At 64.4% G+C, this 20,709-nt stretch carries 18 protein-coding genes; all 18 read left to right on the forward strand.

Translation table 11 applies throughout. From position 1 onward, the window contains the following. The first annotated feature begins 2 nt into the window (after nt 1-2). Nucleotides 3-353, forward strand: coding sequence for a pentapeptide repeat-containing protein (locus ACSLUQ_RS06010; RefSeq protein WP_461807971.1), 351 nt, complete (start codon nt 3-5; stop codon nt 351-353). Continuing rightward, nucleotides 350-2,416: an NADH-quinone oxidoreductase subunit NuoG gene (nuoG, locus tag ACSLUQ_RS06015; protein WP_461807972.1), complete on the forward strand. Its 2,067-nt coding sequence runs from the start codon at nt 350-352 to the stop codon at nt 2,414-2,416. Before ACSLUQ_RS06010 ends, nuoG begins: the two co-directional genes overlap by 4 nt. Nucleotides 2,417-2,427: 11 nt before the next feature. Beyond that, entirely contained in the window at nt 2,428-3,477 is a 1,050-nt protein-coding gene (nuoH, locus tag ACSLUQ_RS06020) for an NADH-quinone oxidoreductase subunit NuoH (protein ID WP_417773182.1), read from the forward strand. An 18-nt stretch (nt 3,478-3,495) separates the two neighbouring features. Then, on the forward strand, nt 3,496-3,732 hold the full coding sequence (locus ACSLUQ_RS06025; RefSeq protein WP_417773183.1) for a hypothetical protein: 237 nt from the start codon (nt 3,496-3,498) through the stop codon (nt 3,730-3,732). 144 nt (nt 3,733-3,876) lie between these two features. Further along, complete coding sequence (gene nuoI, locus ACSLUQ_RS06030) at nt 3,877-4,365, forward strand: NADH-quinone oxidoreductase subunit NuoI (protein WP_417773184.1); 489 nt, start codon at nt 3,877-3,879, stop codon at nt 4,363-4,365. A 144-nt stretch (nt 4,366-4,509) separates the two neighbouring features. Continuing rightward, nucleotides 4,510-5,124 (forward strand): NADH-quinone oxidoreductase subunit J, encoded by a 615-nt coding sequence (locus ACSLUQ_RS06035; protein ID WP_461807973.1) that lies wholly within the window; start codon nt 4,510-4,512, stop codon nt 5,122-5,124. Between the two features lie 90 nt (nt 5,125-5,214). Continuing rightward, nucleotides 5,215-5,523 carry an NADH-quinone oxidoreductase subunit NuoK gene (gene nuoK / locus ACSLUQ_RS06040; RefSeq protein ID WP_417773186.1) on the forward strand — a complete coding sequence of 103 codons (309 nt, stop codon included), beginning with the start codon at nt 5,215-5,217 and terminating at the stop codon, nt 5,521-5,523. 7 nt (nt 5,524-5,530) lie between these two features. Continuing rightward, the gene (gene nuoL / locus ACSLUQ_RS06045; protein ID WP_417773187.1) at nt 5,531-7,492 is read left to right on the forward strand and encodes an NADH-quinone oxidoreductase subunit L; all 1,962 of its coding nucleotides are present in this window, start codon (nt 5,531-5,533) and stop codon (nt 7,490-7,492) included. Further along, nucleotides 7,492-9,003: an NADH-quinone oxidoreductase subunit M gene (locus ACSLUQ_RS06050; protein ID WP_461807974.1), complete on the forward strand. Its 1,512-nt coding sequence runs from the start codon at nt 7,492-7,494 to the stop codon at nt 9,001-9,003. The genes nuoL and ACSLUQ_RS06050 overlap by 1 nt, the downstream gene beginning before the upstream one ends. 21 nt (nt 9,004-9,024) lie before the next feature. Continuing rightward, nucleotides 9,025-10,479, forward strand: a complete 1,455-nt coding sequence (nuoN, locus tag ACSLUQ_RS06055) for an NADH-quinone oxidoreductase subunit NuoN (protein WP_417773189.1) — start codon at nt 9,025-9,027, stop codon at nt 10,477-10,479. A 56-nt stretch (nt 10,480-10,535) separates the two neighbouring features. Next, complete coding sequence (locus ACSLUQ_RS06060; RefSeq protein WP_461807975.1) at nt 10,536-11,258, forward strand: biotin--[acetyl-CoA-carboxylase] ligase; 723 nt, start codon at nt 10,536-10,538, stop codon at nt 11,256-11,258. Between the two features lie 191 nt (nt 11,259-11,449). Further along, complete coding sequence (locus ACSLUQ_RS06065; protein ID WP_417773191.1) at nt 11,450-13,117, forward strand: ribonuclease J; 1,668 nt, start codon at nt 11,450-11,452, stop codon at nt 13,115-13,117. Nucleotides 13,118-13,234: 117 nt separating this feature from the next. After that, the gene (mce, locus tag ACSLUQ_RS06070; protein ID WP_417773192.1) at nt 13,235-13,639 is read left to right on the forward strand and encodes a methylmalonyl-CoA epimerase; all 405 of its coding nucleotides are present in this window, start codon (nt 13,235-13,237) and stop codon (nt 13,637-13,639) included. Between the two features lie 96 nt (nt 13,640-13,735). Beyond that, on the forward strand, nt 13,736-14,002 hold the full coding sequence (locus ACSLUQ_RS06075; protein ID WP_461807976.1) for a DUF1467 family protein: 267 nt from the start codon (nt 13,736-13,738) through the stop codon (nt 14,000-14,002). Nucleotides 14,003-14,175: 173 nt separating this feature from the next. Further along, on the forward strand, nt 14,176-14,838 hold the full coding sequence (locus tag ACSLUQ_RS06080; protein ID WP_417773194.1) for a protein-L-isoaspartate O-methyltransferase family protein: 663 nt from the start codon (nt 14,176-14,178) through the stop codon (nt 14,836-14,838). A gap of 441 nt (nt 14,839-15,279) precedes the next feature. Further along, nucleotides 15,280-16,653, forward strand: a complete 1,374-nt coding sequence (locus ACSLUQ_RS06085; RefSeq protein ID WP_461807977.1) for a TolC family outer membrane protein — start codon at nt 15,280-15,282, stop codon at nt 16,651-16,653. A gap of 304 nt (nt 16,654-16,957) precedes the next feature. Beyond that, a complete protein-coding gene (locus ACSLUQ_RS06090) occupies nt 16,958-17,644 on the forward strand; it encodes a PopZ family protein (protein WP_461807978.1) in 687 nt (228 codons plus the stop codon). A gap of 216 nt (nt 17,645-17,860) precedes the next feature. After that, nucleotides 17,861-20,707, forward strand: a complete 2,847-nt coding sequence (locus tag ACSLUQ_RS06095) for a valine--tRNA ligase (protein ID WP_461807979.1) — start codon at nt 17,861-17,863, stop codon at nt 20,705-20,707. The last annotated feature ends 2 nt before the right edge of the window (nt 20,708-20,709 follow it).

Raw genomic sequence — 20,709 nt, forward strand, 5'->3', positions numbered from 1 at the left:
CGATGAACATGGTCGGAGAGAAACAGAGACTGGACGTGGCTGGAAGCGATCTTTCCGGCTCGCGCTTCAGTGACGTTAATCTCTCCGGTTGCAGCTACGACGATGTCAATCTTTCCGGCGGGCGGTACACGAATGTGAACCTGTCGGGCTCGACGTTCAGCGATATGAACATGTCGGGTCTGACGGTCTCGGATGCCAATCTCGCCGGGATGCGGATCGACAATGCGTGTCTCGCTGGCGTTGCGATCACGAACAGCCGATTGCAGGGCATGACGGTCAACGGCATCGAGGTTACCGAACTTCTCGCCCTGTGGGCTGAGAAGCAGAAAGGCCATGAGGGCAGCAAGGCATGAACAGGGTTATCGTAGTCGACGGCAAGGAGGTCGAGGTCCCGCAGGATTACACGCTTTTGCAAGCGTGTGAGGCCGCTGGTGCGGAAGTCCCGCGGTTCTGCTTCCACGACCGCCTGTCGATTGCCGGCAATTGCCGCATGTGTCTCGTCGAGGTGAAGGGCGGCCCGCCGAAGCCGGCGGCCTCCTGCGCCATGAACGTGCGCGACCTGCGTCCCGGCCCGAACGGCGAGGCGCCTGAGGTCTTCACCAAGACGCCGATGGTGAAGAAGGCCCGCGAGGGCGTGATGGAATTCCTGCTGATCAACCATCCGCTCGATTGCCCGATCTGCGACCAGGGCGGCGAGTGCGACCTGCAGGACCAGGCGATGGCCTATGGCGTCGACGCCTCGCGCTACTCCGAGAACAAGCGCGCGGTCGAGGACAAGTACATCGGCCCGCTCGTCAAGACGATCATGACGCGCTGCATCCACTGCACGCGTTGCGTTCGCTTCACCACCGAAGTGTGCGGCGTCGCCGACCTCGGCCTGATCGGCCGTGGCGAGGATGCGGAGATCACCTCCTATCTCGAGCAGGCGCTCACCTCCGAGATGCAGGGCAACGTCGTCGACCTCTGCCCGGTCGGCGCACTGACCCACAAGCCTTATGCGTTCCAGGCGCGTCCCTGGGAGATGACCAAGACCGAATCCGTCGACGTGATGGATGCGGTCGGTTCGGCGATCCGCGTCGATACGCGCGGTCGTGAGGTCATGCGCGTTCTGCCGCGGCTCAACGAGGCCGTGAACGAGGAGTGGATCTCCGACAAGACCCGCTATATTCGCGACGGCCTGCGGACCCAGCGCCTCGACCGGCCCTATGCCCGCGTCGACGGCAAGCTGAAGCCGGTGTCCTGGGCCGAGGCTTTCGCGCTGATCGCGGAAAAGGTGAAGGCGGCCGCGCCGGAGCGCATCGGCGCACTCGCCGGCCAGCTTTCGAGCGTGGAGGAGATGTTCGCGCTGAAGGGCCTGATGCAGGCGCTTTCTGTGAACAACATGGACTGTCGCTTCCCCGGCTCTCCGCTCGATCCGGCAAACGGCCGGGCCAGCTACCTGTTCAACTCGACCATCGCCGGCATCGAGGACGCGGACGCGATCCTGCTCGTGGGCACCGATCCGCGCAAGGAAGCTCCGGTGCTCAACGCACGCATTCGCAAGCGCTATACGCGCGGCGGCGTGACCATCGGCGTGATCGGCGAAAACACCGACCTGACCTATCCCTACACCTATCTGGGCGCGGGCCCCGATACGCTGGCGTCGCTGCTGGATCACGGCAAGCCGAAGGCCGAGCGCCCGATGGTGATCGTCGGACAGGGCGCGCTCAACCGCGCCGACGGTGCGGCGGTGCTGGCGCTGGCGGCGAAGGTCGCGGTCACGGTCAACGCCGTGCGCGACGACTGGAATGGCTTCAACGTGCTGCATACGGAAGCGGCCCAGGTGGGCGGCCTTGATGTCGGCTTCGTGCCGGGCGAGGGCGGCAAGGCAACGGCGGAGATGCTGGAGCCGGGTGCCATGGACGTGATGTTCCTGCTCGGCGTCGACGAGGTCGACGTGCCGGAAGGCGCTTTCGTGGTCTATCAGGGCACCCATGGCGACCGCGGCGCGCACCGCGCCGACGTGATCCTGCCGGGCGCGACCTACACCGAGAAGTCGGGCACCTTCGTCAACACCGAAGGTCGCGTGCAGCTCGGCGAGCGGGCCGCGTTCCCTCCGGGCGAGGCCCGCGAGGACTGGGCGATCCTGCGTGCGCTTTCGGGCGCGCTGGGGTCGACGCTCCCTTATGATTCGCTCGGCGCACTGCGCGCCGCGCTCTATGCGGCGCATCCGCATATGGCGGCGATCGACCAGATCGCGGCCGGCGACACCGCTTCTCTCGAGGCGCTTGCCAAGCTTGACACCAAGGCCGGCTCGGGCGCGTTCCACAACGCCGTGACGGACTTCTACCTGACCAATCCGATCGCGCGGGCATCCGCGACGATGGCCGAATGCTCGGCCCTCGCCAAGGCGCGTGCGGCAGAGGCCGCGGAGTAACGGGGACGATTATGGCGGACGTCTGGGCGGATTACCTTCTTCCCCTGATCATCATGGTGGCGCAGAGCGTGCTTATGCTCGTCGTGCTGCTGGTGATCGTTGCCTATATTCTTTACGCAGACCGCAAGATCTGGGCGGCTGTGCAGATTCGTCGCGGCCCGAACGTGGTCGGGCCTTGGGGATTGCTGCAGTCCTTCGCGGACCTGCTGAAGTTCGTGCTCAAGGAGCCGGTTATTCCGGCCGGTGCCAACAAGGGCCTGTTCCTTCTGGCGCCGCTCGTCTCGGTGATGCTGGCGCTCGGCGCCTGGGCGGTCGTGCCGGTCGCCGAAGGGTGGGTGATCGCCGACATCAACGTCGGCATTCTCTACATCCTCGCGATCTCCTCGCTCGGCGTGTACGGTATCATCATCGGCGGTTGGGCCTCGAACTCGAAGTATCCCTTCCTGTCGGCTCTGCGTTCGGCGGCGCAGATGGTCTCCTATGAGGTGTCCATCGGCTTCGTGGTTGTGACGGTGCTGCTGTGCGCCGGTTCGCTGAACCTCACCGATATCGTGATGTCGCAGAAGACCGGTCTTGCCTCGGCGCTTGGCGTGCCGTGGCTGTCGATCCTGAACTGGTACTGGCTGCCGCTCTTCCCGATGTTCGTGATCTTCTTCATCTCGGCACTGGCGGAGACGAACCGTCCGCCGTTCGATCTGGCCGAGGCGGAATCGGAACTCGTCGCCGGCTTCATGGTCGAATACGGCTCCACGCCCTACATGATGTTCATGCTGGGCGAGTATGTCTCGATCGCCCTGATGTGCAGCCTGATGACGGTGCTGTTCATGGGTGGCTGGTTGCCGCCCCTTGATTTCGCACCTTTCACCTGGGTGCCGGGCGTCGTCTGGTTCCTGCTGAAGTCGCTGCTGGTGTTCTTCATGTTCGCCATGGTCAAGGCGATGGTCCCGCGCTACCGGTACGACCAGCTCATGCGCCTCGGCTGGAAGGTGTTCCTGCCGCTGTCGCTGGCAATGGTCTTCATCGTCGCCGCCGTGCTGATGGCGATGGGCTGGGCGCCGTAAGGGGCAGGGAGACTGGACATGTCGATTTCGGTCCCGGGATTGATCGGTGCAGCCATCGGGCTCTACCTCGGGTGGATCGACTACAAGATCGTGATCGGGGTTCTGCGGGGCGCGGCCGAGCGGCGGCGCCAGCAGACGGGAAAGACCGGCCTATATCTGCGCTTCGAGCCCCAGCTTCGGCTGGTGGTGCTCGGGGTGGCGCTGGTCGGGTTTCCGCTGGTCGGCTATTTCGCCGCCAGCTCGCTTACAGGTTAGAAGTTTCCGGCAGCCGCGCCTGGCGCGGCACCGGGTCGAAAACGCGGCCGTATGTCCCACCCCTTGAAAGGGGGCTCCGAACGGAAGCTCCGGGCGGGGCAGGGCGGACGGCAACGAGAGAACGAAAGAACGGGGCTTTACGCCATGGCACTGCAACAGGCTGCCAAATCGCTCTTGCTGAAGGAATTCGTGTCCGCCTTCTTCTTGGCGATGCGCTATTTCTTCAAGCCGAAGCCGACGATCAACTACCCCTTCGAGAAGGGGCCGGTGAGCCCGCGCTTCCGCGGCGAGCATGCGCTGCGCCGTTATCCCAACGGCGAGGAGCGCTGCATCGCCTGCAAGCTGTGCGAGGCGATCTGCCCGGCGCAGGCGATCACGATCGAGGCGGGTCCGCGCCGCAACGACGGCACGCGGCGCACGACCCGTTACGACATCGACATGGTGAAGTGCATCTACTGCGGCTTCTGTCAGGAAGCCTGCCCGGTGGACGCCATCGTCGAGGGACCGAATTTCGAGTTCGCCACGGAAACCCGTGAGGAACTCTACTACGACAAGGCGAAGCTGCTCGCCAACGGCGACCGCTGGGAGCGGGAAATCGCCAACAACATCGCGCTGGACGCGCCTTATCGCTAAGGCGCCCACGGTGGACGCGGCGGGACGGCTGGTCTAAGAGAGGCCGTCTCGAAGGGGACGCGCCCAGGACAAACAACAAGGGCCTGCGTGACGGGCCCGCCCGGACACGGGCCTGGATGAAACGGGACAGGGGCACACCGAGACATGGTACTGCAAGCCGTCTTCTTCTACCTCTTCGCGGCGGTCGCGGTGGCTTCCGCCTTCATGGTGATCGCCTCTCGCAATCCCGTGCATTCGGTTCTTTTCCTGATCCTGACGTTCTTCAACGCGGCGGGTCTGTTCATCCTGCTCGGGGCCGAATTCCTGGCGATGCTTCTGATCGTCGTCTACGTCGGCGCGGTCATGGTGCTGTTCCTGTTCGTGGTGATGATGCTCGACGTCGACTTCGTCGAGATGCGCCAGGGCGTCCTGCAATATGTGCCGATCGGTGGCCTGATCGGGGCGATCCTGCTCATCGAGCTGCTGATGGTGCTGGGAGGCTGGGTGATCTCGCCGGACATCATCGGGCACACGGCGGCTCCGGCCGCCGCCGCCGGGGACGCGGGCAATATCCGCAGCCTCGGCGAGCTGATCTACACCCGCTACATCCTCTACTTCCAGACGGCCGGCCTCGTGCTCCTTGTCGCCATGATCGGCGCCATCGTGCTGACGCTGCGCCACAAGGACGGGGTGAAGCGCCAGGATATCTCCACGCAGGTCGGACGTACGCGCGAGGCGGCGGTCGAGGTGCGCAAGGTGGAAACCGGCAAGGGGATCTGACGATCCCCTCGCATTCACGCGTTTTGGTTGAGGCGCCGCCCGTGCGCCCTGCCTTTCATGTCTAATTCGGGAGCATCACGGGGCGCGCCCATGGAAATCGGTCTGTCACATTACCTGACGGTCTCAGCGATCCTGTTCACCATCGGGATCTTCGGCATCTTCCTGAACCGGAAGAATGTCATCGTGATCCTGATGTCGGTGGAGCTGCTGCTTCTCGCGGTGAACATCAATCTCGTGGCGTTCTCGTCTTTCCTGGGCGACCTCGTCGGCCAGGTCTTCGCGCTTCTGGTTCTGACGGTCGCCGCCGCGGAGGCCGCCATCGGCCTCGCGATCCTCGTGGTCTTCTACCGCAATCGCGGGTCGATCGCGGTGGAAGACGTCAACATGATGAAGGGCTGAGGACGCGATGTATCAGGCAATCCTGTTCCTGCCGCTGATCGGCTTCCTGATCGCCGGCCTGTTCGGCCGGGCGATCGGGGCCAAGGCCAGCGAGTACGTCACCTCGGGTCTGTTGATCCTTGCGGCGCTGCTGTCGTGGGTGGCTTTCGTCACCGTCGGCTTCGGCGAGACGCATGAGACCAGCCAGGTGCTGTTCCGCTGGATGAACTCCGGTACGTTCAATGTCGACTGGTCGATCCGGGTCGACACCCTGACGGCGGTCATGCTGGTCGTGGTCAACACGGTCTCGGCGCTGGTGCATGTCTATTCCATCGGCTACATGCACCACGATCCGCACCGGCCACGCTTCTTCGCCTATCTGTCGCTGTTCACCTTTGCCATGCTGATGCTGGTGACCTCCGACAACCTGCTGCAGATGTTCTTCGGCTGGGAAGGCGTCGGCCTCGCGTCCTATCTCCTGATCGGTTTCTGGTACACCAAGCCGTCCGCGAACGCCGCGGCGATGAAGGCCTTCGTTGTCAACCGCGTTGGCGACTTCGGCTTCATCCTGGGCATTTTCGGCCTGTTCTACCTGTTCCAGTCGAGCGATTACGAAACGCTGTTCGCCAACGCCAAGGGGTTCGCCGAAGGTGAGCCCAAGGTGGTGATCGACTTCCTCGGCATGCAGCTCGACCAGCATGGCGCGCTGACCGCCATCTGCCTGCTGCTGTTCATGGGGGCCATGGGCAAGTCGGCGCAGTTCCTGCTGCACACCTGGCTGCCGGACGCCATGGAAGGCCCGACACCGGTTTCCGCGCTCATCCACGCCGCCACCATGGTGACGGCGGGTGTGTTCATGGTCGCCCGGATGTCGCCGATCTTTGATCTGTCGCCCACGGCGCTGACGGTGGTCACGCTGGTCGGTGCTACGACGGCCTTCTTCGCCGCAACGGTCGGCCTGGTTCAGAACGACATCAAGCGGGTGATCGCCTATTCGACCTGTTCGCAGCTCGGATACATGTTCGTCGCGCTCGGCGTTGGCGGCTATTCGATCGCCGTCTTCCACCTGTTCACGCACGCCTTCTTCAAGGCGCTCCTGTTCCTCGGCGCCGGCTCGGTCATCCACGCCGTGTCGAACGAGCAGGACATGCGCAAGATGGGCGGCCTGCGCAAGCACATCCCCTTCACCTACTGGATGATGGTGATCGGCACGCTGGCACTGACCGGGTTCCCGCTGACCGCCGGCTACTTCTCCAAGGACGGCATCATCGAGGCAGCTTTCGTCGGACAGAATGCCTTTGCCCAGTACGGCTTCTTCATGACGGTGATCGCCGCCGGCCTGACGTCGTTCTACTCCTGGCGCCTGGCGTTCATGACCTTCCACGGCAAGCCGCGGGCCTCCGTCGACGTGATGAAGCACGTGCACGAGAGCCCTCTTGTGATGACCGTTCCGCTGGCCGTTCTGGCTCTCGGGGCGCTGTTTGCCGGCCTCGTCTTCTCCGGGCCGTTCATGGGACATGGCTACGAGGAATTCTGGAAGGGCGCGGTTTACCTCTCCGAGGAGAACCACATCCTGCACGAGATCCACTCGGTCCCGTTCTGGGTGAAGGCGTCGCCCTTCGTGATGATGGTGCTCGGCTTCGCGGTGGCGTGGCTGTTCTACATCAAGTCGCCCGACCTGCCGCGCAAGCTCGCGGAGCGTCATGACGCGCTCTACCAGTTCCTGCTGAACAAGTGGTACTTCGACGAGCTCTATGACGCGATCTTCGTCAAGCCCTCCATGTGGATCGGCCGCCAGCTCTGGAAAAAGGGCGATGGCGCGGTGATCGACGGTCTCGGCCCGGATGGCGTTGCCGCCCGCGTCCAGAACGTGACCACCTGGGTCGTCCGGTTGCAGACCGGGTATCTTTATCATTACGCATTCGCCATGCTGATCGGTGTTGCCGCACTGATCACCTGGTCGATGTTCTCCGTCGGGGGCGCTCACTGATGAGCAACTGGCCGCTTCTTTCCATCACGACCTTCCTGCCTCTCGTCGGTGTGTTCTTCATCCTCCTCGTTCGTGGCGAGGATGACGGGGCGAAGGAGAACATGCGCCGTGTGGCCTTGATCACCACGGCCTTCACCTTCGTGATCTCGCTGTTCATCTGGGGTGGCTTCGATGCCGCCAATCCGGGCTTCCAGTTCCAGGAGACCCGGGAGTGGCTCGGCGGCAGCATCGGCTACCGCATGGGCGTCGACGGCATCTCGATGCTGTTCGTCATCCTGACCACCTTCCTGATGCCTTTCTGCATCCTTGCGAGCTGGAAGAGCATCCAGAAGCGCGTGAAGGAGTACATGATCGCGTTCCTGGTGCTGGAAACGTTGATGATCGGCGTGTTCTGCTCGCTCGATCTGGTCATGTTCTACGTCTTCTTCGAGGCCGGCCTCATTCCGATGTTCCTGATCATCGGTGTGTGGGGCGGCAAGCGCCGGGTCTACGCCAGCTACAAGTTCTTCCTCTACACGCTGCTCGGCTCGGTGCTCATGCTGATCGCGCTGATGGCGATGTATGGCGAGGCCAAGACGACCGACATCCCGACGCTCATGCAGCATGGCTTCCCGGCCGGCATGCAGACCTGGCTGTGGCTTGCCTTCTTTGCCAGCTTCGCCGTGAAGATGCCGATGTGGCCGGTGCACACCTGGCTTCCCGACGCCCACGTCGAGGCGCCGACCGCCGGTTCCGTGCTGCTTGCCGCCATCCTGCTGAAGATGGGCGGCTACGGCTTCCTGCGCTTCTCGCTGCCGATGTTCCCGCTCGCGAGCGAGACCTTCGCGCCGCTGGTGTTCACGCTGTCGGTGATTGCCATCGTCTACACCTCGCTGGTGGCGCTGGTGCAGGAAGACATCAAGAAGCTCATTGCCTATTCGTCCGTCGCCCACATGGGCTATGTGACCATGGGCATCTTCACGATGACCACGCAGGGCGTGCAGGGCGCGCTGTTCCAGATGCTGTCGCATGGCATCGTCTCGGGTGCGCTGTTCCTCTGCGTTGGCGTGATCTACGACCGCATGCACACCCGCGAGATCTCCGCCTATGGCGGCTTGGTCAACCGGATGCCGTTCTACGCGGTGGCGTTCCTGATCTTCACGATGGCGAACGTCGGCCTGCCGGGCACGAGTGGTTTCGTCGGCGAGTTCCTGACGCTGATGGGGGCGTTCCAGGTGAACACCTGGGTGGCGCTGTTCGCCAGCTCCGGCGTGATCCTGTCTGCGGCCTATGCGCTCTATCTGTACCGACGGGTGGTGTTTGGCGCGCTCGACAAGGAGAGCCTGAAGTCGATCGTCGACCTCAGTTTCCGCGAGCGCGTGATCATCGTGCCGCTGATCATCCTGACCATCTTTTTCGGCTTCTATCCCGCGCCGATTCTCGACGTTACGTCGGCGTCGGTCGATGCTCTGGTGACCAACTACCAGGCAGCGATCGAGGCGGCGCAGCAAACCGCGCTGCTGGTTCATTAAGGCCCGAGGACGCAAGACGACATGAACGCCTATTCCCAACTCCCGGACCTCGCGCCCGCCCTGCCGGAGCTGATGCTGGCGGCCGGTGCGCTCGTGCTGCTGATGCTCGGCGTCTTTGGCGGGCGGAAGATCACGCCCTACGTCACGGCGCTTTCCGTGGCGCTGCTGGCGGTGGCGGCACTGCCGCTCCTGCTGCCGGCCGAATTCGGCATCGAGGCGCGCACGACCTTCTACGGCGCCTTCGTGCTGGACGGCTTCGCCCGGTACATGAAGCTTCTGACGCTGCTCGGCTCGGGCTTTGCCATCGCCATGTCGGTGGCGTTTGCCCGTAACGAGAATTTCGAGCGCTTCGAGTATCCGGTGCTGATCGTGCTAGCGACCGTCGGCATGATGCTGATGCTGTCGGCCAACGACATGATCACGCTCTACCTCGGGCTTGAGCTCCAATCGCTTTCGCTCTACGTGATCGCAGCCTTCAACCGCGACAGCACGCGCTCCACCGAGGCGGGCCTGAAGTACTTCGTGCTCGGCGCGGTGTCCTCGGGCATGCTGCTCTACGGCATGTCGCTGGTCTACGGCTTCACCGGCCAGACGGGCTTCGAGCCGATCGCGGCGTCGCTGGCGCATGCCGGCGGCTCGTCGCTCGGCCTCATCTTCGGACTGGTGTTCATCCTTGCCGGCCTTGCCTTCAAGATCTCGGCCGTGCCGTTCCACATGTGGACGCCGGACGTTTACGAAGGTGCGCCGACGCCGGTGACGGCGTTCTTCGCCGCCGCGCCGAAGATAGCCGCCATGGGCCTGCTTACCCGCGTCGTGGTCGGTGCGTTCGAGCCGGTCACCCACGACTGGCAGCAGATCATCGTCTTCATCTCCATCGCCTCGATGGCGCTCGGCGCCTTTGCCGCCATCGGCCAGAAGAACATCAAGCGGCTGATGGCCTATTCGTCCATCGGTCACATGGGCTTCGCGCTGGTCGGCCTGGCTGCCGGCACCGAGCAGGGCGTGGTTGGCGTCATCGTCTACATGACCGCCTATCTGGCCATGACGCTCGGCGCCTTCTCCTGCATCCTGTCGATGCGTCGCAAGGAAGGCATGGTCGAGGAGATCTCCGATCTTTCGGGTCTGTGGAAGACCAACCTGCCGATGGCGGTGCTGCTCGGCATGATCATGTTCTCGCTCGCAGGCATTCCGTTCTTCGTCGGTTTCTTCGCCAAGTTCTACGTGTTCCTGGCGGCGGTGAATGCGGGGCTCTATCCGCTCGCGGTGATCGGCGTTCTTGCCTCCGTGGTCGGCGCCTACTACTACCTGCGGGTGGTCAAGGTGATGTTCTTCGACGAGCCGACGCGGGGCTTCCTGCCGATGCCGGCTGAGCTGAAGTTCACGCTCGGCCTGTCCTCGGCCTTCGTGCTGCTCTTCGTCGTCTTCGCCGGCTCCATCGTCAAGATGGCCAGCGCGGCGGCCGGGACGCTGTTCTGACGGCGCTTGTCTTCGATGGGCGACCAAGGGAGGTGCCCGGCCTCCCGGGCATTCGCGTGGCCGCCCATCGTGAAGTCGGGTCGACGAATGCGCTCGCGCTGGAGGCAGCCGCCCGGGGCGAGGCCGGTGGCCTCTGGATCGTTGGCGGACTTCAGACAGCCGGCCGGGCGCGGCGCGCCCGGTCCTGGATGTCGGAGCCGGGAAATCTCTACGCGACCTATCTCGGTATCGATCCGGGACCTTCGGAGCGGCTCGCACAGCTTCCGCTCGTCGCCGCGATAGCGCTTTCGGAGGCTGTCGACCGCATGTGCGGCACGCTCCGTCTGGCACGGCTCAAGTGGCCCAACGACCTGCTCGTCGACGGCGCCAAGATCTCCGGCATCCTGCTGGAGGCGACCCAGCTTGCCGACGGACGGCGTGCCGTGGTGTTCGGCTTCGGGCTCAACCTGGTGCATCATCCGGACCTGGCCGACTATCGCGCCGCCGATCTTGCCGGACTTGGCTATCAGATCGATGTGGAGCGTGCCTTTCTCGAGTTGGCGCGCGCCCTTGAGGCCCGCCTGTCGAGCTGGCGCGAGCGTCCTTTCGCCGTGCAGATCGAGGACTGGCTCGAACGGTCCGTTGGCGTTGGCGGGCCGATCCGGGTCCGCCTCGACAACTGCGAGACCAGCGGTATCTTCCAGGGCCTGGATGGTGAAGGCCGGCTGATGCTGCGCCGCGACGACGGTACCGTTTCCGTGATTTCGGCCGGAGACGTGTTCTTCGCGAACATGACCTGACCAGAGCTTTTGCGCGCCGCCGCTTTCGGCGCGCCAAATGCGGATGGACGTGCCACGATGGGCACGCCACATACGTTTCGACATCCGGACAGAGGACCGCACCAGATGCGGCGTCCCCCGGATAGATGTGGATTGTCCCGGCCTGGAGCCGGGTCTTGCGCCCGCTGAAAGGGCGCGAACAGGAGTATCGAATGACGGGCAAGAACGAGCTCGTTTTCGTCGCCCTTGGCGGGCTTGGCGAAATCGGCATGAACATGGCGCTCTACGGCTACGGACCGGCGCGAAACAGGCGCTGGATCATGGTCGATTGCGGCGTGACGTTTGCCGGGCCGGACTTGCCGGGCGTCGACGTGATCGTCCCGGACATCCGTTTCATCGAGGAGCGGCGCGACCGTCTCGATGGCATCTTCATCACTCATGCGCACGAAGATCACTACGGTGCCATCCTGCAGCTCTGGCCGCGTCTCGAGGCGCCGATCTTCATGACGCCGTTCACGGCCGGCATGTTGTCGTCCAAGGCGTCGGGAGAGGCGGGAGCGCCGGATATTCCGGTCACGGTGGTAAAGCAGGGCGAGCGGATCAAGGCCGGTCCCTTCGACGTCGAGATGGTGGCCATGTCGCACTCGATCCCCGAGCCTTGCGCACTTGCCATCCGCACGCCGGCGGGCACGGTGGTGCACTCGGGCGACTGGAAGATGGACGCGACACCTGGCATCGGACAGCCGATCGACACGGCGCGTCTCGCCGAGATCGGCGAAGAGGGCGTGCTGGCGCTTGTCTGCGACAGCACCAATGCCGTGCGCGAGGGCGTCAGCCCGAGCGAGGCGGATGTCTCGGCGGGAATGATCGAGGCCATCCGTAACGCCAAGAAGCGCGTCGCGGTGGCGACCTTCGCCTCCAATGTGGCGCGCATCCGCTCCATCGCGCTCGCCGCCAAGGCGTGCGAACGGGACGTGGTGGTGATGGGACGCTCCATGCACCGGGTCATCGAGGTCGCCGGCGAACTCGGTTATCTCGACGATGTTCCGCCGTTCCTGACGGAGGATGCCTACGGCTTCCTGCCGCCGGAGCGGTGCCTGCTGCTGCTCACGGGCAGTCAGGGCGAGGCGCGCGCCGCGCTGGCGCGCATCGCCTCGGGCGACCACCGCAATGTGGCGCTTTCGAAGGGGGACACGGTGGTGTTTTCCTCGCGCACGATTCCGGGCAACGAGAAGGCGGTGAACGCCATCGTCAACCAACTGTCGGAGGCCGATGTCACCGTCATCACCGACAAGGACGGCCTGGTGCATGTGTCCGGTCATCCGCGTCGCGGTGAGCTGGTGCAGCTCTACGATCTGGTCAAACCGCAGATCCTGGTGCCGGCGCACGGCGAGGCGATGCACCTGAAGGCACAGCGCGAACTGGGCATCGCCCATGGCATCCCGACCGTGCTGTCGGTGAAGAACGGCGATCTTGTTCGTCTCGCGCCTGGCGATGCCGGCGTGGTCGACACGGTGCCGGTCGGCATCGAGGTGCGCGATGGCAACATCTCGGGCGACCCGGAGGAAACCGGGGCGATCGAGCGTCGCAAGCTGGCGCTTGCAGGCGCGGTGATCGTGACCGTGCTGGTTGACGCCAAGGGCGGACTGGTGGGCGAGCCGCAGGCGGCACTCTTCGGCCTGCCGGATGTGTCCACGGGGGGCGACGACCTTGAGGATCTCGTCATCGACGAGGTTATCTCCGCGTTGGAGAGCATTCCGCGCAATCGCCGCCGCGATCTCGATGTTGTCGCCGAATCGGCCCGACGGGCGGCACGCGCGGCGATCCGCGATTGCTGGGGCAAGAAGCCGCTGACGGAAGCTCTGGTGTTCCGGGTCTGAGCAACGAAGACCCGGGATGAGGCGGGCAGGGGCACATCAGGCCCCTGCCTGTGACCAAATGGCTGATGGTTTGCCAAGGCTCGCTCTGGCAGGAGTGAGGCAATGCAGGAGGACAGGATGATCGGACGTCTCAACCATGTCGCAATCGCCGTTCCGGACCTGGGTGCGGCGACGGCCATGTACCGGGATACGCTCGGCGCGCATGTGTCGCAGCCCCAGCCCGAACCCGACCACGGCGTGACGGTTGTCTTCATCGAGCTTCCCAACACCAAGATCGAACTGCTGGAGCCGCTCGGCGAGGGCTCGCCCGTCACCGCGTTTCTGGAGCGCAATCCCTCCGGCGGCATCCACCACGTCTGCTACGAGGTGGAGGACATCCTTGCCGCACGCGACAGGCTGCTTGAGAAGGGGGCACGGGTCCTGGGCACGGGCGAACCGAAGATCGGCGCGCACGGCAAGCCGGTTCTCTTCCTGCATCCCAAGGACTTCAACGGAACCCTGGTGGAGCTTGAGCAGGTCTGAGGCCCGCTCGGATCGACCGCGCCGATGGGCGAGGGCGCTTCACCTCCCTGACACCCGGGCCTCCCGCCCGGACCGAAAGACCCGGAACCTACTGCCGTGTCCCTGATTTCAGCGATTGCCATCTATTTTATCGTCTGGTGGATCGTGCTCTTCACGATCCTTCCCATCGGCGTTGTGACCCAGCAGGAGCGCGGAGACGTCGCGCCCGGCACGGCGCCAAGCGCCCCGATCCACCCGCGGCTGTGGCGCAAGGCGCTGCTGACCACGGTTATTGCGGGCATCGTCTTTGCCGGTATCTACTGGCTCCGCTTTCGCTCGGGGCTGACGCTGGACGACTTTCCGCTGAAGCCGCCGAGCGGCTGAACGGCGCGTCCGTGCTTGTCACGGGCGCTCGACAAAGCTATGGAACCTTGAGACGCTGCCAGATGCGCTGCCTTCGGGTGGCGACGGCGCGCAGACAACGGTGACGGATACCGAGAGCGCGCGGCCAGGCTGCCGCGGGCGGACGAGGCTAACCAACGGAAGAGACAGGCGCGATGGGCGACTTTGAACGTGTGCGCACCCACATGGTCGACAACCAGCTGCGGACGAACGATGTGACGGATCTGCGCATCCTGGATGCGATGGAGGAGGTCCCGCGCGAGCGCTTTGTACCCTCCGCCAAGCGTTGCATCGCCTACAGCGATCAGGACGTGCCGTTGACCGTGGGCGATGAGACCCGCAGCCTGATGAAGCCGCATGTGTTCGGCAAGCTCGTGCAGCTCGCCAACATCCGCGACAGCGACGTCGTGCTGTGCGTCGGCTGCGCGACCGGCTACAGCGTCGCGGTCATTGCGCGGCTTGCAGCCTCTGTCGTCGGCATTGAGAAGGACCCGGGCGCGGTGGATGCCGCTTCCGAGCTGATCGTCGATCTCGGCATCGAGAACGCGGCGATCCTGTCTGGCGACCTCGTGACGGGGGCGGCCTCCGAAGGCCCCTACGACGTGATCGTCGTGGACGGCGCCGTCGAGGTATTGCCGGAGGCACTGACCACCCAGCTCAAGGACGGTGGGCGGCTCGTTGTCGTCGAGGGCACCGGCGGGGCAGGCGTGGCCAAGCTCTATGTCCGTTCCGGCGATGTGATTTCCGGCCGTTTCGCCTTCAATGCCTCGGCGCACGTGCTGCCGGGCTTCGAGCGGGCCGCCGAATTCGTCTTCTGAGATACTGATATCGCATCGAATCCCGGCGGGCAGAGGCAGCTCATGCAGCCCGCCCGCCGGCTGATGCCGCGTCGCGGCTTTGGCTGTCGCGCGATGACCTCGCGAAACGCGAAACCCTGAGACGCAAATCCCTGAAGAATGTGTTGCCAAGAGGTCGCAATCGTCTCCGAATGCGGTCTGGCGACACTTTCCGAGGTTGTCTCTCGCTCCCCTGCCGATAACAGTAAACTCACTGACGGTTTTGTGTGACCGTCATATTTTCGCGCCCTGGCGAACTTGCGGGAGTTCGTTTGCGGCGCGGAACCGGAATGCCGGCGTTTGCCCGAAGAGGCACCAGACAAGCCGGGATTGCGGAAACGGGATGGGTGTTGCGGGCGCAATGGTCCGCGTCAGACAGGAAGGGCGCAGTTTTGCGTTCTTGCGCGAACAGGGGTGTTTATAGTGAATCGGACTGGATCATGGTTTCTTGCGGCCGCGCTTGCGGCCGCTGCAATCGCGCAGCCCGGCACTGCGTGGTCGCAGTCAATTGGTGATTCGCTTGCCCAGGCCTATGCCAACAATCCGACATTGAACGCGGCCCGCGCCGAATTGCGTTCTGTCGACGAGCGCGTCCCGCAGGCGCTTAGCGGGTGGCGTCCCCAGATCTTCGGACAGGTCGACGTCGGCGCTCAATATTCCGACCTGGAGCCGGGCGGTTCGAGCTACCGCAACACCGCGAGCGTCGGCCTTCAGGTCACCCAGGCGATCTTTCGCGGGTTCCGAACCGTGAACTCGACCCGACAGGCCGAAGCGATCGTCCGCGCGCAGCGCGAAAGCCTGCGCTCGACCGAACAGTCGGTGCTGACCGATGCCGCGACCGCCTACATGGACGTGATCAGCACGACGGCCATCGTTTCGCTGCGCCGCAGCAACCTCAAGTTCCTCACCGAGCAGGTGCGCGCCGCGCAGGACCGGTTCGAGGTTGGAGAGGGAACGCGGACGGACGTTTCGCAGGCACGCGCCCGTTACTCGGAAGCGCAGTCGGCCCTCAATCTGGCGCTGGCCAACGTCAATACCGCCCGCGCCGTCTACCGGCAGGTGGTCGGTGCCGACCCCAAGAAGCTTTCGGCCCGCACCAACATCTATGGTCAGCTTCCCAAGAAGCTCGACGTCGCGCTCAAGAGCGGCGCCTCGTCCCATCCCGCCATTCTCTCGTCTCAGCATCTCGTCGATGCCGGTGTCTTCGCCGTCAAGACGGTCGAGGGCGAACTGCTTCCGACAGTTTCTCTCGAGGGCAATGTCGGACGCCAGTGGAGCCCGCCGTCGTCGCGCTCGGTCGATGCGATCAACTCCGCGAGCGTCTTCGGCCGCGTGTCCATCCCGATCTATCAGGGCGGCGCGGTGTCCTCGCGCGTACGCCAGGCGAAGGAAGATCTCGGTCAGGCCCGTGTCCAGCTGGACGTTGCCCGCGACCAGGTGCGCGCTGCCGCCGTCTCCGCCTGGGGGCAGTATGAGGCCGCCGTTGCCTCCATCGCGGCCGCCCAGGACGCCGTCTCGGCCAACCAGCTGGCGCTTGAAGGCGTGATCGAGGAGCAGCGCGTCGGCCAGCGCACGACGCTTGACGTCCTCAATGCGCAGCTCGAGCTCGTCAACAGCCAGGTGAACCTGATCTCCGCCGAGCGGAACCGCGCGGTCGCGGCCTACCAGCTCATGGCGGCGATCGGCAGGCTGACCGCCGACAGCATCGGCCTTTCCGTTGCCCGGTATGACGAGACGACCCACTACAAAAAGGTACGCAACAGCTGGTTCGGCCTGACGACGCCGGACGGCCGCTGAGCGACTTCCTGTTTTCCTGACGTGTTGGCAAGGCCCGCTTCCCGACCCGCATGATGCGGTGTGCGGGAGGCGGGCCTTCGTCCTTGCGGCCAGAGTTTGATTGAATTTACCGACGACTCGGGAAATTGTGTGTCTTTACGGCAGGGCATGACCGGAATCGGGTCGGCATGCGCTTTTCCCGAGGAAGGGGAACGCGCTATAGTGTGTTTGAGTGAGTCGCCCGATGCTGGCGTGAGCGCGTTTTACCGCAACTGGCGGAACGTTGCTCTTGGCGGGTGCTTGGATGTCGAGTGCGGGGATTGCGATGGCCAACGCCAATCAAGCTCAAGAACCTTCGATGGAGGAGATACTGGCTTCTATTCGCCGGATCATTTCTGATGAGGAACCGGCGGCAGCAGCTGCCGACGCGGGAGAGGCTGCGACCTCTGCCGAAGACGAGCTCGTTGCCGGCGAGGCGATGTCCCAGGACGACCTCGACAAGCTGTTCGATTCCGACGGGGACATGGATGTCGATCCTGTGGTCGACGAGCCCGTGGTGGAAGAACCCGCGGAAGAAGAGGAGCCGGAGACGGTCGCCGCCGAGGTGGACGATGTCTTCGAGCTGACGGAAGACCTCGAGGTCGAGGACGACGCAAGCGATGCCGAAATGGCTTTCTCCGGAAAGCCTGATGTCGATGAGGCGGACGACGATCTTGCCTTTGTCGAGCCGGATGACGAGCCGTCTCCCGCGCCCTCGTTTCAGTCTGCCGGCAAGGGGAAGGCCGCGCCGTCCATTGAGGACAGCCTGCTCTCGGCCGATGCGAACCAGGCCGTGCATTCCGCGTTCAGCAACCTCGCCGGCACGATCCTGTCCAATAACGCCCGCACGCTCGAGGACCTGGTCAAGGAGCTGTTGCGGCCGATGCTCAAGACCTGGCTTGATGAAAACCTACCGCCCATGGTCGAGCGGATGGTACGTCAGGAGATCGAACGCATCTCCCGCGGCCGCTGATCATTTCGCCAAGGCTTCCCGGACCTGGGAAACCGCATCGATCCAGACGCCGCCTCCGGGCGGCGTTTTTTGTTTCAAGCCTGCGCCGGGGACCGTGCGACTTGCGGTGGACAGGATGGCGGCGCGCCACGCTGTCGCCGCCTTTCGGGGAATGGTTGACTTCGGCCCGCGCCTGCGAGACACCACGCCTTCAGTTTTCAGTTCTTGGGAAGAACAATGCTCGACAAGACATATGATGCCGCCACCGTCGAACCCAGGATCGCGAAGGCGTGGGAAGACGTAGATGCCTTCCGCGCCGGCGCGGGGGCGGAGCCCGGTGCCGCATCCTTCTCGATCGTGATCCCGCCGCCCAATGTCACCGGCTCCCTGCACATGGGCCATGCGCTCAACAACACCTTGCAGGACATCATGGTGCGCTTTGAGCGAATGCGCGGCCGTGACGTGCTGTGGCAGCCGGGCATGGACCACGCGGGCATCGCCACGCAGATGGTCGTCGAGCGCCAGCTTGCCGAGCGCAAGGAGCCGGGCCGCCGCGACATGGGACGCGAGGCGTTTGTCGAGCGGGTCTGGAGCTGGAAAGACGAATCCGGCGGCATGATCATGAACCAGCTCAAGCGGCTGGGCGCCTCCTGCGACTGGTCGCGCGAGCGCTTCACCATGGACGAGGGGCTGTCCCGCGCCGTGCTGGAAGTCTTCGTCAGCCTCTACAAGGAAGGGCTGATCTACAAGGACAAGCGGCTGGTCAACTGGGATCCGAAGCTGCTGACCGCGATCTCCGATCTCGAGGTCGAACAGATCGAGATCAAGGGCAACCTGTGGCACTTCCGTTACCCGCTGGCCGATGGTGCGACCTATGAAGCGCCTGTCGCCTGGGACGAGGACGGCACGGCGAGCGAGCATGAGACCCGCGACTACATCGTCGTTGCGACGACGCGGCCGGAAACGATGCTTGGCGACACCGCCATTGCCGTCAATCCCGAGGATCCGCGCTATGCGGGCCTGATCGGCAAGTTCGCCGTTCTGCCGCTCGTTGGCCGTCGCATCCGGATCGTCGGCGACGACTATGCCGATCCGACCGCCGGCTCCGGCGCGGTGAAGATCACGCCGGCGCATGATTTCAACGACTTCGAGGTCGGCAAGCGCCACAATCTGGCGATGATCTCGGTGCTCGACCGCGAGGCGAAGGTTTGTCTCACCGACAATCCGGAATTTCTCGAGGGGGTTCCGGAGAGCGAGGCGCTGAGCGAAACCATTGCCGCCTTCGACGGCTGCGACCGCTTCGACGTGCGCAAGCGCCTGGTGGCGCGCATGGAGGAACTGGAGCTGCTCGACCGGATCGAGCCGCACACGCACATGGTTCCCCATGGCGACCGCGGCGGCGTTCCGATCGAGCCGCTGCTGACCGACCAGTGGTACGTCGACGCCAAGACACTCGCGGGGCCCGCGATCGACAGCGTGCGCGAGGGGCGCACCAATTTCGTGCCGCGCAACTGGGACAAGACCTATTACGAGTGGATGGAGAACATCCAGCCCTGGTGCATCTCGCGCCAGCTCTGGTGGGGCCATCGCATTCCGGCCTGGTACGGCCCCGAGGGTGCGCTCTTCGTCGAGAAGAGCGAAGAAGAGGCCGTTGCCGCCGCCGCCGCGCGTTTCGGACGCGAGGTCGAGATCGTCGGCGTCGAGGAGGCGCTGGCGCGCTGGGAAACCGGCGACACCGACGGCAAGATCGCGCTCTACCGCGACGAGGACGTTCTCGACACCTGGTTCTCCTCGGCGCTGTGGCCGTTTTCCACGCTTGGCTGGCCCGACAAGACGCCGGAGCTTGCCAACTACTATCCGACGAGCGTGCTGGTCACCGGGTTCGACATCATCTTCTTCTGGGTCGCCCGGATGATGATGATGGGCGATCACTACATGAAGACCGAGCCCTTCCACACGGTCTACATCCACGCCCTGGTCCGTGACGAGAAGGGCCAGAAGATGTCGAAGTCGAAGGGCAACGTCATCGATCCGCTGGCGCTCATCGACGAATATGGCGCCGACGCGCTGCGCTTCACGCTGGCTGCAATGGCGGCGCAGGGACGTGACATCAAGCTGGCCACCAGCCGGGTTGCTGGCTACCGCAACTTCGTCACCAAGCTGTGGAACGCGGCGCGGTTTGTCGAGATGAACGGTGGGGTGCGGCCGCAGGGCTTCGATCCCGTCGCGGCGCGCGAAACGGTCAACCGCTGGATCGTGACCGAGGTCGGGCGCTGCATGACCGAAGTCACCGAGGCGATCGAGGGCTTCCGCTTCAACGAGGCGGCGGGCGCGGCCTATCGTTTCGTCTGGAACACCTTCTGCGACTGGTACCTGGAGTTCGCCAAGCCGATCTTCGCGGAAGGCTCCGCCGAGGCCCAGGCCGAGACACGGGCAACGGCCGCCTGGGTTCTCGACGAGACGCTCAAGATCCTGCATCCGTTCATGCCGTTCATGACCGAAGAGCTTTGGGCGCGCGCCGTCGACGAGCAGCCGGAAGCTGCCCGCGAGAAGATCCTTGCGCACACGCGCTGGCCGTCCTCACTCGGAGGCGACGCCAATGCGGCGGAGGAGATCAACTGGGTCGTCGAGCTGATCACCTCGATCCGTTCGGTCCGCTCCGAGATGAATGTTCCGGCGGGCGCGCGCGTGCCGTTGATCGTCACCGGCGCGGGGCAATTGACCCGTGCGCGGCTCAAGACCCACGAAGCGCAGATCCTGCGTCTGGCGCGTGTCGAGAGCATCGAGATTGCCGATCGCACACCGAAGGGCAGTGTCCAGATCGTGGCTGGCGAGGCAACGTTCTGCCTCTCGCTGGCAGGCGTCATCGATCTTGGCGCGGAAGCCGAGCGGCTCTCCAAGGAGGAGAAGAAGCTCGACCAGGAGATCGCGCGGATCGACAAGAAGCTTGGCAACGAGGCCTTCGTCGCCAAGGCGCCGGAAGAGATCGTCGTTGCGGAGCAGGAAAAGCGCGCTGAGTTCATGGAGCGCCGCGAGCGCGTGGTCGAGGCGCGCAAGCGCCTTGCCGATCTGGCCGAAGCGTGACC

The sequence above is a fragment of the Stappia sp. ICDLI1TA098 genome, from assembly GCF_054880955.1.

What these genes read in the sequence shown, in the direction of transcription:
- ACSLUQ_RS06010 (WP_461807971.1), top strand. Translation starts at nt 3, where the DNA reads ATGAACATGGTCGGAGAGAAACAGAGACTGGACGTGGCTGGAAGCGAT.
- nuoG (WP_461807972.1), top strand. Translation starts at nt 350, where the DNA reads ATGAACAGGGTTATCGTAGTCGACGGCAAGGAGGTCGAGGTCCCGCAG.
- nuoH (WP_417773182.1), top strand. Translation starts at nt 2,428, where the DNA reads ATGGCGGACGTCTGGGCGGATTACCTTCTTCCCCTGATCATCATGGTG.
- ACSLUQ_RS06025 (WP_417773183.1), top strand. Translation starts at nt 3,496, where the DNA reads ATGTCGATTTCGGTCCCGGGATTGATCGGTGCAGCCATCGGGCTCTAC.
- nuoI (WP_417773184.1), top strand. Translation starts at nt 3,877, where the DNA reads ATGGCACTGCAACAGGCTGCCAAATCGCTCTTGCTGAAGGAATTCGTG.
- ACSLUQ_RS06035 (WP_461807973.1), top strand. Translation starts at nt 4,510, where the DNA reads ATGGTACTGCAAGCCGTCTTCTTCTACCTCTTCGCGGCGGTCGCGGTG.
- nuoK (WP_417773186.1), top strand. Translation starts at nt 5,215, where the DNA reads ATGGAAATCGGTCTGTCACATTACCTGACGGTCTCAGCGATCCTGTTC.
- nuoL (WP_417773187.1), top strand. Translation starts at nt 5,531, where the DNA reads ATGTATCAGGCAATCCTGTTCCTGCCGCTGATCGGCTTCCTGATCGCC.
- ACSLUQ_RS06050 (WP_461807974.1), top strand. Translation starts at nt 7,492, where the DNA reads ATGAGCAACTGGCCGCTTCTTTCCATCACGACCTTCCTGCCTCTCGTC.
- nuoN (WP_417773189.1), top strand. Translation starts at nt 9,025, where the DNA reads ATGAACGCCTATTCCCAACTCCCGGACCTCGCGCCCGCCCTGCCGGAG.
- ACSLUQ_RS06065 (WP_417773191.1), top strand. Translation starts at nt 11,450, where the DNA reads ATGACGGGCAAGAACGAGCTCGTTTTCGTCGCCCTTGGCGGGCTTGGC.
- mce (WP_417773192.1), top strand. Translation starts at nt 13,235, where the DNA reads ATGATCGGACGTCTCAACCATGTCGCAATCGCCGTTCCGGACCTGGGT.
- ACSLUQ_RS06080 (WP_417773194.1), top strand. Translation starts at nt 14,176, where the DNA reads ATGGGCGACTTTGAACGTGTGCGCACCCACATGGTCGACAACCAGCTG.
- ACSLUQ_RS06090 (WP_461807978.1), top strand. Translation starts at nt 16,958, where the DNA reads ATGGCCAACGCCAATCAAGCTCAAGAACCTTCGATGGAGGAGATACTG.
- ACSLUQ_RS06095 (WP_461807979.1), top strand. Translation starts at nt 17,861, where the DNA reads ATGCTCGACAAGACATATGATGCCGCCACCGTCGAACCCAGGATCGCG.